The organism is Chloracidobacterium sp., assembly GCA_016720705.1.
Lineage (GTDB): Bacteria > Acidobacteriota > Blastocatellia > Pyrinomonadales > Pyrinomonadaceae > OLB17.
Genome location: JADKKB010000007.1, coordinates 2,067,054 through 2,080,286 on the forward strand (window position 1 = coordinate 2,067,054; position 13,233 = coordinate 2,080,286).

At 52.6% G+C, this 13,233-nt stretch carries 9 protein-coding genes; 1 reads left to right on the top strand and 8 read right to left on the bottom strand.

The genetic code is table 11. The features are described from left to right. Positions 1–38 precede the first annotated feature (38 nt). Positions 39–1,931, top strand: coding sequence for a winged helix-turn-helix domain-containing protein (locus tag IPQ00_16305; protein MBL0242127.1), 1,893 nt, complete (start codon positions 39–41; stop codon positions 1,929–1,931). Positions 1,932–2,004: 73 nt separating this feature from the next. Here the strand turns inward: IPQ00_16305 and IPQ00_16310 are convergent, their stop codons facing one another. The 8 genes from IPQ00_16310 to IPQ00_16345 form a co-directional block, all read right to left on the bottom strand. Then, the gene (locus tag IPQ00_16310; GenBank protein MBL0242128.1) at positions 2,005–3,096 is read right to left on the bottom strand and encodes a VCBS repeat-containing protein; all 1,092 of its coding nucleotides are present in this window, start codon (positions 3,094–3,096) and stop codon (positions 2,005–2,007) included. Positions 3,097–3,107: 11 nt separating this feature from the next. Next, the gene (locus IPQ00_16315; protein ID MBL0242129.1) at positions 3,108–4,838 is read right to left on the bottom strand and encodes a tail fiber domain-containing protein; all 1,731 of its coding nucleotides are present in this window, start codon (positions 4,836–4,838) and stop codon (positions 3,108–3,110) included. A gap of 160 nt (positions 4,839–4,998) precedes the next feature. Beyond that, positions 4,999–6,774 (bottom strand): tail fiber domain-containing protein, encoded by a 1,776-nt coding sequence (locus IPQ00_16320; GenBank protein ID MBL0242130.1) that lies wholly within the window; start codon positions 6,772–6,774, stop codon positions 4,999–5,001. A 170-nt stretch (positions 6,775–6,944) separates the two neighbouring features. Next, positions 6,945–7,148, bottom strand: coding sequence for a hypothetical protein (locus IPQ00_16325; GenBank protein ID MBL0242131.1), 204 nt, complete (start codon positions 7,146–7,148; stop codon positions 6,945–6,947). Between the two features lie 27 nt (positions 7,149–7,175). Further along, positions 7,176–9,236 carry a tail fiber domain-containing protein gene (locus IPQ00_16330; protein MBL0242132.1) on the bottom strand — a complete coding sequence of 687 codons (2,061 nt, stop codon included), beginning with the start codon at positions 9,234–9,236 and terminating at the stop codon, positions 7,176–7,178. Between the two features lie 112 nt (positions 9,237–9,348). After that, on the bottom strand, positions 9,349–10,968 hold the full coding sequence (locus IPQ00_16335; GenBank protein MBL0242133.1) for a hypothetical protein: 1,620 nt from the start codon (positions 10,966–10,968) through the stop codon (positions 9,349–9,351). Positions 10,969–10,986: 18 nt separating this feature from the next. Further along, positions 10,987–12,882, bottom strand: coding sequence for a hypothetical protein (locus IPQ00_16340; protein ID MBL0242134.1), 1,896 nt, complete (start codon positions 12,880–12,882; stop codon positions 10,987–10,989). A gap of 15 nt (positions 12,883–12,897) precedes the next feature. Further along, positions 12,898–13,215 carry a delta-60 repeat domain-containing protein gene (locus IPQ00_16345; protein ID MBL0242135.1) on the bottom strand — a complete coding sequence of 106 codons (318 nt, stop codon included), beginning with the start codon at positions 13,213–13,215 and terminating at the stop codon, positions 12,898–12,900. Positions 13,216–13,233: the final 18 nt, after the last annotated feature.

Genomic DNA, 13,233 nt, shown 5'->3' on the forward strand with positions numbered 1-13,233 from the left:
GGCTCGGTTAATGTTTGGTTAATATTGCGGTTAAGTTAATGAAGCCACAGACGCCGATTTACAAGTTTGGCGAATTTCGGCTGGATGTGTCGGAAAAACAACTGCGCCGCGACTCCGGCGAGATCGTGCCGATCCCGCCAAAAGCATTCGAACTGCTGCTCTTCTTGGTCGAAAATCCCAACCATCTCCTCGAAAAGAATGAACTGATGGACAATGTTTGGGCCGGAAGCTTTGTCGAAGAGGGCAATCTGAAGATCCACGTTCATAACCTTCGAAAGGTGTTCAACGCGGATGGAGCGGAATTTATCGAGACCATTCCTCGCCGCGGATACCGCTTTAATGCAGATGTCAGCGTTCTCGAAGGCGATCTGGTAGTTGAAAAGATCACGCAGTCGCGGTTAGCCATCGACGGGTTCGAATCAAGGGGTGAGCCTAGCAACCCATCGCGTCGTGCGAAATATTTGGTCGCGGTGCTCTCGTTGGTCGTCGTCGCACTCGGCGTCGCCGGAGTCTGGTATTGGGGGCGAAATCGCGATGCCGCACAGGGCATCGTTACCGCCGCCAAACGCGACACGACTATTGCCGTTTTGCCATTTCGCAATCTGACACAGGACCCAAAAGACGAATTTATGGTCGTCGGTCTGACCGATGCGGTGACCACCCGACTCGGTACAATACCGAGATTGACCGTGCGCCCGACGAGTTCGATCCTGCGGGCAACGTCATCGACCGGCGATATCGGCGAAAGGTTAAAGGTCGACGATCTTGTCGAGGGGACGATCCAGCGTTTCGGAGATCATTTGCGGATCACTGTCCAGCTCGTTCAAACTCGCGACGAAAAGATCCTTTGGTCGCGTAGCTTTGACGAAAAAGATTATAGCCTGCTCTACATCCAGGATATGATCGCCTCGAACGTGGCTGCCAACCTGATACAAGGGCTGTCGGACTCCGAACGCTCGTCCCTTACGCGGCCCGAGACCAATGACGCAAAGGCGTACGAATTGTACCTGCGCGGCCGACATTTTTGGAATATGCGAACGTCGGTCAGCCTCAAGCAATCCAACGAGTTTTTTGACCAGTCGATCAAACTCGATCCCAACTTTGCTCTCGCCTACGCCGGCAAGGCCGATGCCTACGAACTGCTCGCTGAATATGGCGGTATGGACGCGGCCGAGGCGTTTCAAAAGGCGCGTGAATCGAGCCGTGAAGCTTTGCGGTTAAATGAGGGGCTTGCCGAAGCCCACACATCACTTGCGTACGCACTCGCGTTTTACGATCGCAACTGGCCCGAGGCAGAGCGTGAGTTTTTGCGGGCGATCGAGCTTAAGCCTAATTATCCGACCGCGCACCAATGGTATGGCGAATATCTTACAATTTTTGGCCGCTTTGACGAGGCACTCGCCGAAACCCGACGGGCCGAGGATCTGGATCCGACTTCACCCATCATCCCGACCGATTGTGCCGCTATTTTTTACCTGAACAGACAATATGACCGATCGGCCGAAGAGACTCAAAAGGTGTTCGAGCTCGACTCGAATTTTGCCTACGGATATGCTTACCGGTGGATCGCACTCGAACATTCGGGCCGGATCCCTGAGGCGTATGAGGCCATAGTCAAGCTCGATTCGCTCTTTTACCCGGAGTCGGTGGTCGAAGCGGAACGCAACGCCTTTGCGGCCGGAGGCTGGGATGGTTTGTGGCGTCTCAAGTTTTCTCAAACCGAAAAGGCGCCTTTCGATAAGCTCTGGACCAACTACGTCAAAGCGATGGCGGCAGTCCGTGTCGGCGATACCGACAAAACCCTCGAATTCCTCCGGCGCTCGGTCGAGCACCGTGAGCGTTGGTCGGTAAATCTCAAATTCGATCCTCAATGGGACGCCGTCCGCCGAGATCCACGCTTTGCAGCCATCGAACAGAGTTTAGGCTTCTAAAAGATCTGACGAACGGCAAAGGCCGTGATTGCTCACGGCCCTTACTCACACCAAACTCCGATATTTCAACACGTTATCTGACAAACGCGTTCGGTAGCGGCGTATCGCCCGCGATTCCGAATTGCTGAATCAGGACGCCGGCAGTGGAGCGGTTGATGTACCAATTGAGGGTCGAGGGGCGATAGACTCCGGCGTCGGTCTTGCCGTCACCGTCGTAGTCGCCGGGAACCGGAATATCGCCAATGGTGCCAAAGGGGAACGCATAAAACGTCAGATCCTCGCTCCTAAGCACGAACCACTGCCCGGTCGATGGCCGCCAATATGCGACATCCGTCTTGCCGTCACCGGTGAAGTCTCCGGGAACGGCCTTGTCGGTCGGTTGGCCGAATTGGGTGGCGAAAGAACCGCCCGAGCTCTTGAGTATCCACCACTCAGCACCGCTCACGCCGGTCGGACGCCAGACAGCGATGTCGGCCTTGCCGTCGCCGTCGTAATCCGCAGGGACCGGCAGATCGGTCGGAATGCCGAACGCCTGTATGGTCGTGCCGCCGGTCGATGGACTGATATACCACGTCGCCGTCGAAGGCCTGAATACCGCCGCGTCCGCCTTGCCGTCGCCGTCATAATCCGCCGGTGCAGGCACATCGCCGTTGGCACCGAACGGGAATCCGTAGAATGTAAAATCCTCGCTTCTCAGCACAAACCAAAACCCGGTCGAAGGCCGCCAGTACGCGACATCCGTCTTGCCGTCACCCGTAAAGTCCACCGGCACGATCTTGTCGGTCGAGGCTCCGAACTGCGTCGCAAAATTGCCGCCGTTCGAACTGTTCAACACCCACCATTCACCTGGCCCCGGCCTGAAGATCGAAATGTCGGTTTTGGAATCACCGTCAAAGTCGAACGGTGAACGCACAATTGCTGCGTTATTTCCACCGCCGCCCCAGAATCCGCTCGTCAGGTTAAATGACCCGCCAGTCGATGTCGTCCCGGCGACCGCCTCGCCCATCGTGCCGTCGAGCGTGAAAGTCCCGCCCGCAGTTCGCCCCCCGCCTCCGCCTATCACCGACTTGGTGATCGTAAAACTGCCGCCCGACTGGGATCGGGCAACGCTGACTACCAAAACGGTCAACACCAAACACGCGATTATCAAACTGAGTTTCTTCATAACGATTCCTTCTAATTCCTAGCCCGGCAAACCTCCGCCGACGGGTTTTGTGAACAGACCAGAGCCTTGAACGCCTCGACCTGCATCTCAAGCGACTTGATCTTCGCGTCCTGTGCTTCGATCTGGGATTGCTGGCTGCTTATCTGCTTGTGTTGACCGCTGATCTGAGCCTGTTGTTCCTTAACGGCATTAATAAGAACCACCCCGATACGATCGTATTTGATACCTTGTATTTTACCTTCACGATCATAGGTTACTAGGAGCGGATCGATCTCGGCCACATCATCGGCGACAAGGCCGAGATCCGGTTCGGCGCGGCCTTTCCAGTCGAAAGTTACGGGCCGCATCTGGTTTACAAGGTTTAAGCTGCCCGTGAATGGCCGAATATTTTCTTTGTAACGCGAACTCGACGAGCAAGCCGCGAGAACATTGTTATTGGTAATACAGAGACTATTCGCCGTCGCTCCTGCTAACGTCCCGATCCGAACGGTGTCGCTGCCATCCCTACCCAGCTGAATCCGACTGCTCGCGGTTACAACTGCATTTGAACCCACAGCCGTTGCATATGTTAGATTGTCAACTTCGACATCCGCGAGGACGCCGACCAATGTATTGTGACTGCCGGTCGTATTCGTGGAACCCGAATCCTGGCCGAAAAACGAATTCTCTGATCCACTGATATTGTACGAACCCGCTACCACACCGACGAATGTATTGCCATTTCCGGTGTTAGACTCTCCGGCGTCTCGTCCGAAAAATGAATTGTTGAGTCCCGTTGAGCCGGAGCCCGCAAACGCTCCGACAAAAGTATTGTTGCCGCTGAGCCCGTTCAATGCACCCGCATTTATTCCGATAAAAGTATTGTTGGAACCGCCATTTTGAAAACCTGCCGCCTTGCCGAAGAATGAATTGCCGTTTGCCGAAAAATTCGATGTTCCAGCCTCGGCACCAAAATATGAATTGTTCAAGCCACCCAAATTCCCTTGCCCCGCTCTCCATCCAAAGAACGAATTTGCGCCGCCGGTCGTGTTCATGGCACCGGCACTTGTACCAAAAAAAGCGTTTCTTATGCCGGTGTTACTTTGCCCTATCCCGAGTCCGACAAAGGTATTGTCGGTCGCCGGTACACTCAGGACGCGGCTGCCGCCAATATTGAACTGCGTCCCGGCGTTGAAAATATTCGCAGAGCCCGTGCCGCTGACGTTGAAATTACTTGATGCCTGTGGGCTAGTCGTGTTTTGGACGTAATTCGCTGAACCAGCGGTTGGAGGCCGATCGTTGGTCAATCGCGGGTCGGTCGTTACGACATACTGGCCCGCAGCGACTCCGCCAAGCTGTAATGTGTTTACCGCATTAGCGGCGGTAAGACTCTTGACGGAATAGGGCGAACTGTTGACCTGTTGTCGCGGAGCCAACGGCGTAAATGCTCCCCCGCCTGCGGTCCTCACCCGGATCTCGAGAAAGCGGTTGGCTCCCGGAAACTGAGCGGCCCCAAAATCAAGGCTGACCGTAAATACGCCGCCCGCGACCGCGACCGTGCTTCGCGTCAGTGTCGAACCGATCTGCCCACCCGCAGCAACCGAGTCAAACAAAGCAAACTCAAAATCGTAGTTGCCAGTTGCCGGGTTTGCACCGTCCTTTAGGCTACCTTGATATGAAAATTCTGTTGTTTGAGCGAACATATTTCCGCACAGCAAAAAGAAACAAAATGCCATTGCCAAATACTTACTCGTTTTTTTCATTGCTTTGATCTCCCTCCAATGTCTGTCATCTGAAATTGATGGCAAATCGTAGCAAGTACCAACACCAAAGTCCTCAAATTTTCTCAAATATCTTCTCAAACTTTTCTCAAATGGTGCCGTATCGGCGTAAAAGTGTTAAATCATTGCGATTTAAGACAGTTTACTTTTGTAAACACACCTTGGCCGTCGGTCTCAATTCGCACACGATCTGCTTTAGTTCGTTGATCTCTCTCTGCTGTGCTTCGATCTGAGATTGCTGCTCTTTGACAGCATTAATAAGAACAACGCCGATCCGGTCGTATTTGACGCCCTCGACCTCGCCTTGGTCGTTGGTGGACGTAAGAAGAGGTTCAACGGCATTCACCTCTTCGGCGACCAAACCCATATCCGCTATCCCGCCGTCCTTCCAGTTGAATGAAACAGGACGCAGTTTGCGGATCAGCTCAAGGCCGGATGTGAATGTGTTGATATTGTCTTTGTAGCGCGCCGACGATGAACAGGTCGAGATCTCGTTCGAGGCGTTGCGGCACAATGCGGTCGAACCGGCGGAGCCGAGCTGGACCACCTTGACACGTCCGGTCCCGGTATCCATCACGAGGCTCCAGCCGCCGCCATTGACACCGAAAAACCCGACGCTACTATCGTTTTCCATGCCGACAAAAGCTCGCTCAGTCGCGGGGCTATTTTGGAAAAGGAAAATACCGGCCGAATTATTCCCACTTGTACTGCCACTCACCTGCTTGATTCGTACCCGATCGGCGACATCCAGCCTAAACGTGGGGTTTGTGCCGATGCCCACGTTCCCGTTTTCGAGAACAGTGAAGCCGCCGCCATTTACCTGCAATCTACCGGGAACAAGAACTGCGTCCAAGCCGTTCTGCCTGCCAAGCTGGATCGTATTGCTGGCCGATACCTGCGCTCCAGCTCCGATTGCCGTCGCATATTCCAGATCATCGGCATTGATTCCACTGTCGGCCCCGATGGCTGTGGTAAAACTTCCGGCTCGTTCTCCGTTAGCCGGAAAAAAGAGAAAGCCGGCACGACCGCCGAGAAATGTATTGGCGCTACCGGTCATATTGAGCCCGGCTTCGGATCCAATGATCGTATTGCGGCTTCCGGTCGCGGTCTGCCCGTTTCGATTTCGTCCGGCATCAAATCCGAATAGCGAGTTGTCGTTTCCTCCGACGTTAGAAATTCCTGAGCCTGCACCGAAGAACGAGTTCCTGCTACCAGAGATCGTTTTTTCACCAGCAAAAGCGCCAAAGAAAGAATTCGCAAGTCCATTGCTGTTCTTGCCAGCGCGAAAACCAACGAAGGAGTTGTTGAAAATCGACCCGTCATTTACTGCACCACCGGCCTCGACGCCTATCGCCAGATTGTTGAATTGATCAGTTGCGATAAACCGGTTGCTGCCAATGTTAAATTGATTTGCCGAAAGAATTCCGCTGACCGTGCCGTTGCCAGAGATGTCGAAATTAGGCAGAGGGTCGCGCGCGTCCGACATTCGCGGATCGGTCGTTAGCACATACGACGCCGCGCTGACCCCGCCAAGATCCCTTGCATTAACTGCAGAAAGTGCGTACGGGGTCGCGGTAAATTGATGTCTCGGAGTTAGAACGGTATAAGATCCTCCGCCTGCGGGTCGAACCGCAATTTCAAGGTACCGACCAAGGTTAAACCTGAATGCACCAACGCCAATATCCAGCACGACGCCAAACACGCCGTTTGTCACAGCGACATTCAATTTGGTCATTGTTGAGCCCTGTGGATTGCCTCCGGTCGAAGCGTCGTACACAGTGAATTGCATGTCATAATTACCGTTGGCAGGAACTCCGGAGTTCTGCAGATTTCCTTGATAGTTAAATTCGGACGACTGCCCAATTGCGGCATCGGTGCCGATTGTCAGAAAGATCACGATCGCTGCAAGAATTTTCATAAATATCTCCTTCACTTAAAGACGCGGAATTTTTGCGAGAATATTTCAGAAAATTTGTGATGGTCGCAATGTGATCAGCGTGCCCGGAGGCGTCAAAGATAAGAAACGGGCCGATCGCGGCCCGCCACGTCCGGAGGTTTTCGCCGCCGGCAGAATTTGGGGATTAATAGCTATCGCTGCTTGAACAACATATACCTGACGTTGTTTCGCGTCTGCGTCGCCCCGAGTTGTGTTCCATCCGAAACCGCGTCAAACAACGCAAACTCAAATTCATAATTCCGGTTCGCCGCGTTGGCACCGTATTTGAGGCTGCCCTGATAGTTAAACTCGGTCGTCTGTGCCGAACCGGCAAAAACGGTTGAAAGAACGATCAATAAAATTCCGATGCTCTTTTCTATATTTTACTCCTTGCAGAGATCGGCATCCTTATTTGTCAGGCAGATGATCCTCTTCATGGCGTCGATCTGACGCTGTTGGGTTTCGATCAGTTTTTGCTGCGATTCGATCTGAGCCTGCTGTTCCTTGACGGCGTTGACGAGCACAACGCCGATGCGGTCGTACTTGACGCCCTCGATCTGGCCGTCTTTGTTGTATGTGACGAGCAAAGGTTCGATCGCCGCGACGTCCTCGGCACCGAGGCCGAGGTCGCGCATCCCGCCGTCTTTCCAGTCAAAACTAATTGGCCGAAGCTGGTTAATTAATGACATTCCTTGCGAAAACTCTGAAACATTCCGCTTGTACTTGAGCGACGACGAACATAACGAGATCTCGTTCGACGCATTGCGGCAAAGCGGCGTCGCTCCTCCTAAACCGAGCGAACCGATCGACGTCGTGCCCGTTGTAACATTTGTGGTGAGGCTCCATCCGCCGCCGCCATTTCCGAAAAATCCGAAGTTGCTCGCGTCCTTAATGCCGACGAAACCGCGGTCGCCATCGACACTGGTTGCGAGCCACATTCCGGGCAAGTTGCCGACTTCCTGATTGAGTCTCATTCTGCCGACGACGTCTAACTTGAAACCGGGCGACGCCGTGCCGATGCCGACATTACCGCCCGTGTCCTGAATTATCACCTTGCCTCCGTTTGCCGCTGAGCGGATATACCAGTCGCCGGTCACCCCAAAATGAATGTGACTCGAATTTGGTCCGATGGCCGTATTAACAAAACCCGCGGTGTTATCAAGTGACGTATTTCGCTTTGAGCGAACAGTCAGCGTAGAGCTCGGTGACGTCGTGCCGATGCCGACATTGGTATCGGCGACGGCACCGTTAACACCATTTATGCTGCCGAGCACCAGCGAATTGTTGGCGGCGGCGGTAGCCCGAGATCCTATCGCGGTCGCGTTCGTCAGATTTGTCGCGCCGAGATTTGCGTTGTTTCCGATCACCGTATTGCCGGACCCGGCCGCGTTGATCCCACCAGCATTCACTCCCACAAACACATTGCTGCTTCCGGATGTTGTGTCAAAACCGGCCGAATCGCCGAAAAAAGTGTTGCCGACACCGACTGTATTATTAAAACCTGATGCATATCCGAAAAATGAATTTGAACTGCTAACAGTATTTTTGAAACCCGCACGGTAGCCGAAAAATGCGTTTTGCGAGCCGTCAGAATTAACAGCACCTGCGTCCTTTCCAAAAAACGAATTGTAACTTGCGAGGTTGTTATAGCCCGCGGACGCCCCAAAAAAGGAATTGTCGCTGCCAAATACGTTTCCTCCACCGGCGTTTGATCCGTAGAACGAGTTTTTGGCCCCCATGTTTGAGTAACCCGCAGCAAATCCGTAAAACGAGTTATCACTTGAGTTGACGTTCGAAAATCCAGCATTTAGCCCGAAAAAGGCATTTGACTCACCCAGATTGTTTTGCATTCCTGCGTTTTTGCCAACAAACAGACTTGTTGCCGGAGCACTTAGGATCCGTTGGCCGGCAAGGTCAAACTGTGCCGCTGCACTGAGGATATTTGCGGTTCCGTTGCCAGAGATGTTGAAGTTGCCGGTCTGTTGCGAGGTGCTGTTTTGAATAAAATCAGCTCCGCCGCCGGTCGTGGTGACGTATTGATTTGCGGCGATCCCGCCAAGTTTTGCCGAATTCAGACTCTGTATTGAGTACGGTACGCTCTTGATCCGGCTTCGGGGAGTCAAGGTTGTATATCCGCCGCCCGATCCGCTCGGCCTAACGGCGATCTCGATGAACCTTGTCGCACCGGCCGAAAAAACACCCTCGCCAAAATCCAGTTCAACTGCGAAAACGCCGTTTACGACCGGAACGCTCGGGTATGTGTTTGAATTCAGAAAAACGCCGCCGGTTTCTGCATCCCATAGACTTATGCTAATAGCGTAATTGCCGGACGCGGGAGCAGCCCCATCTTTAAGGAAACCTTGATAGTTAAACGCCGTAGTCTGCGCGTTTGCGGCGCCGACGCTGAGTGTCAAAACGACTAAGATCGCTGCAAGAATTTTCATAAATATCTCCTTCACTTAAAGACGCGGATTCTTCTAGGAAATATTTCAAAAAAGTTCGTGCAGGTCGCGAGGCGATGATTGGCCGCGAGATGCCGGATATTCGCGTGTCAGTCTAACGCTTTTTGAACAGCGTGTACCTCAGCGGTTCATAGTCGCTGTCGGTCAGGATCAGCAAAAAGCCGCCGCGAACGGCTTGAAATTGTGCCCAAAATTTCTTTGCTTTGCCGCTGACGCGATTTGTTGCCGTCAGGTCCCAATCGCCGACGGTAAATTGTCCGCGATATTGCAATTTGGCAAAACGCGCCCCGCCGCCGCTCATATTGGCACTGTTGTGTGTGCTCTGATAACTGCCGTTGGCGGCAAATACAAATTCGTCCGAGGTCGAGATCGCGCTCATTCCCTGATAACCGTATGCGTTGTAATATTCGACACCGCCGCCGCCACCGCCGGTCCACGTTCCGGCCAGATCCTGAGCTGCAACGGCAAATTTGTTGTAATTGAGCATCCGGTTAAGGTCGTTCGGATGTGCAAACTGCTGCTGATACGCCGGTTTATTTGGAGCGGCAGTTACAATGACCCGCGCGCCGCCGTCGTAAACGATCTTCATCGTGACAAACAAACGCTTGCCTGTCTGTTTATCGACCGCGTCCGCCTGGCGGAAATAGATAACCGGATATTCGACGCCCGACCAGTTTTGGGCGTTACTGACATTGAAATATGGAGTGACGGTTCGGCTCCAATAATGATCATTGGGCTCGACGGTATTTGGGCGCGAGTCGTCCCACTCTTTATTGACATAGAAAAGTCGCACTTCCGTGTCGTTACGCGTAACCCGCACATAGTCGGCGTCGGGAACGGCTTTCCAACCGTCGTCAAAACCGGTTATGTATTTGGCGATCCCATAATTGCCTGCAGGTTGCTGCGGGGCAGTGATCTGCGGTTTCTGCGATTCGGGCTGGGTGTTCTTGAATTTCAGGGCATTACCCTCAAAACGCACGTCGTTCGGGTTAATTTTCAATATCTCCAGCAGCAACGCGCCGGAGATGACCTTTGCGAGATCGAGCATCTGCTTGTCGTTCGACTGCTTTGCCTGTGCGTAAAAGGCCAAAGGTATCGCGGCGAAACTGACATACGTGTCGTAAAGAAACTCCTTGTCCTTGTTCGGAACACTCGCTATTCCGGGCGTTTCGTCATACATCGCGGATATTGCCTGAAATAGATTCTCCTGGGCTTCTTCCGTCGGTTCGGGAGCGTCGTTGTAGATCGTGACGGTCGTGGCGATAAAAAAAGTCATAGCTGCTGCGAGGTTGTTTTTTCTGCCTTGTGGGGCTAACTGAGCGTCAAATCCACGCCTCGCATCGGCAAAAAGCTGCCTGAACAAAGTTCGTTGTTCGGCGTCTTGCCCGACCGTATCGGCAATTAGCTTAAAGTTGTCACCCGAAGCGGCGGGCGTGAAGAACGCCTGACTTTTCCGTGAGCTATTCGCCGCACCGGCTGGGTTTTTGCCGGATCTGTTTGCGGCCGCCTGCTGCGAGATCGCCCGTTGGATCTGCGTCTGAGTGTTTTGCTGTATGCTCCGCGTCGCCTCGGCAAGCCCGTTCGATTGATAGACCCGGCCGTAACCGCCGTTGTTGTCATCGGCGCCGGAATTGTCGGTCTGGGCGGGCGTGTCGGTCGCCAACGACGCAAATAGCACACCCAAGATCAGCGTTAGATAGATTCCGTTTTTCATAACTTCCTTAAAGATCGGCTATTTCGACAAGCGAATATTGCTCACATAAAACTCGTCGCCCGGGTCTGCGTTTGGAGCACTGCTCAGTCCAAATCCGAAAAAATTCCAACGAATGTTTTCGCTCAGCACGGCGTCCTCGATCATTTTCGTCCCGTTAAAATAGGTCGTCAGCAGCGATCCCTGGCGGACCAGTTTTACTTTGACGAGATTCTTGTCTTTGTAATAGAGTTGCGTCTTTTCGGCCTTATCCAATTTGTATCCGCCGCGGGCGTCAAAAACCTGTAGGCCATAGCGTCCGTTTTCGTTATTCCAATACGGATCGATCCATAGTGCGACACGTTCCATGCGCGACGACGTGTAGGCATTTATGTTGACGAGTTCGCGGTCATAGCGTTTGAGAGTGTTGTCATACGGTGCAGCCCCGAGGTGAAAGTAAAAACTAGGGCTATAATACGAGATGCTTTTGGTCCAACTGACCTCAAACTCCAAAGTAAAATTATTTGGCAGCGAGAGCACCGCATAGTCCGGAAAGAAAAGGCCTTCTTTGCTCATCGCCAGCCAATTGCCGGGTTGACCGGTCTTGTTCTTAACGATCCCGGTGATGTTGCTAACGGTCCATTTGCCCGGAGTTTGACCGACGGTGGCGTTGGCAAAATCTTCAAAATATGACCCGCCGCTTTCTCCGGTTGGAACAGTGTCCGCCGCAGGTTTGCCGGTGTTTCTGATCGGTGTGTCGCCCATCCCCGCGATCGTCGGCGGTTTCGGCATCGGACTCATCCCGACCATTTTCCGGATCACATTGAAATCGAATTCGTCTTCAAATTTTTTTGCAAAGGCGACTTTGGCAGGCGAATTGCCTTCCTGACGGTGCTGGACAACGACGACTTGCGGCTGCCATTTTGGCAACCTGGGGTCGTAGAAATCCTGATTTGCGACATAAGCAAATTTCCCTTTTCCTGTCCCCGTGCCAAATCGAATTTCGCTTGGCTGATTAAAGATCTCGTTGAAGTTCGAGATAAAAGCCTCGGATCGAGAGTCGGTGGCTTTTAATACCGTGTCCGTGAATCTGACCGCATTGCTTCGTCTGGCTTTGTTCTCGTCAATTGCTCGCTGCGTCTTTTGATCGCCTTCGCGGAGACTCTGGAAAAAGTTCTGCTTTTCGGCTTCGCTCATAACTCCTTTTTCAGCCGAAACGCGGTTAAAGGTCTTTTGCGAGGTCGCCAATACGCCTTCGAGCCGTTTGATCTCCTCGTCGATCTTTCTGAGCCAATATTCGCGATAGGATTGGGCAAACTCAAACCTACTGACCCGCCGATATGGCAGGGCTTTCCTTTCGGAAAAATACCAGCCCGAGAACTGTTGCTCATTGTTTTCGTTGAAGAAATAAATATTCTTCATTCCGTTTTTGTTTTCTACGATGCGGATATCTCCGCTCAGATTCAATCGCAACTCGGTTCCGGCGAGCGCCAGATCCCCCGAATTTCCATTCACGGCGAAGTCCTTAACGTCGTTCACTCGAAAATAGATCCAGTTGCCCGTTTCGCCTTCCGGTCCGATGACGTTCTTTCCCTGAGACTTGTAACAGACAATATCTTTGATCATGAAAAAGCCTTCGTAATATTGAATGTCATTTGGCGACGCGGTACTTATTCCCATTGCGTCAAAGATGCCTTGAGTGACCTCCAGGCCTTTTGGCGGTTGGGGAAACAGCCGCTGCATTTCCGAAATTACCGGATTCATCGCGTTTGCCCAGTTTCCGCTCTTCGTTTCAGGGCGGAGTTTCCAGGGCAGTAACGCGTTGTCGCCCGCCGCGTCCCCAGCGGCGTCGCAGAACGATTGACCGTGAGCTAAATTGGCGCTCATCAGTAAAAAGACGATCAGTAAAATTAATTGGGAACAATTTCGATTCTTCATAAACTTTCCTAGGTGCTAACGGTTTAGGTTTCCCCCAACAGGCACAAAATCAACGTCGAATAAACTCTCATTGACCGAGACCGAGTCGCGGGAAACCGTAAGTTCTGATACCGCGTAGTTGTCATTGGTCAGGCGAGCAACATTGGTTCGCGTAACACCGCCAACACTCGAAAAACTACCACCCATCAGTAATTTGCAGTCATTCAGAATCGCGGAGGCATAAGCGACTCTCTTCATAACATTTACATCAAAACCATCAAGCGGCGATTGTGCCATTACCGTTGAACCAAACAAGAACGCTGTTATTAAGATCGCGAATAAGACTGTTTTCACTTTTACCACCCTCCGGTT

What these genes read in the sequence shown, in the direction of transcription:
- IPQ00_16320 (MBL0242130.1), bottom strand. Translation starts at nt 6,774, where the DNA reads ATGAAAATTCTTGCAGCGATCGTGATCTTTCTGACAATCGGCACCGAT.
- IPQ00_16305 (MBL0242127.1), top strand. Translation starts at nt 39, where the DNA reads ATGAAGCCACAGACGCCGATTTACAAGTTTGGCGAATTTCGGCTGGAT.
- IPQ00_16310 (MBL0242128.1), bottom strand. Translation starts at nt 3,096, where the DNA reads ATGAAGAAACTCAGTTTGATAATCGCGTGTTTGGTGTTGACCGTTTTG.
- IPQ00_16315 (MBL0242129.1), bottom strand. Translation starts at nt 4,838, where the DNA reads ATGAAAAAAACGAGTAAGTATTTGGCAATGGCATTTTGTTTCTTTTTG.
- IPQ00_16330 (MBL0242132.1), bottom strand. Translation starts at nt 9,236, where the DNA reads ATGAAAATTCTTGCAGCGATCTTAGTCGTTTTGACACTCAGCGTCGGC.
- IPQ00_16340 (MBL0242134.1), bottom strand. Translation starts at nt 12,882, where the DNA reads ATGAAGAATCGAAATTGTTCCCAATTAATTTTACTGATCGTCTTTTTA.
- IPQ00_16335 (MBL0242133.1), bottom strand. Translation starts at nt 10,968, where the DNA reads ATGAAAAACGGAATCTATCTAACGCTGATCTTGGGTGTGCTATTTGCG.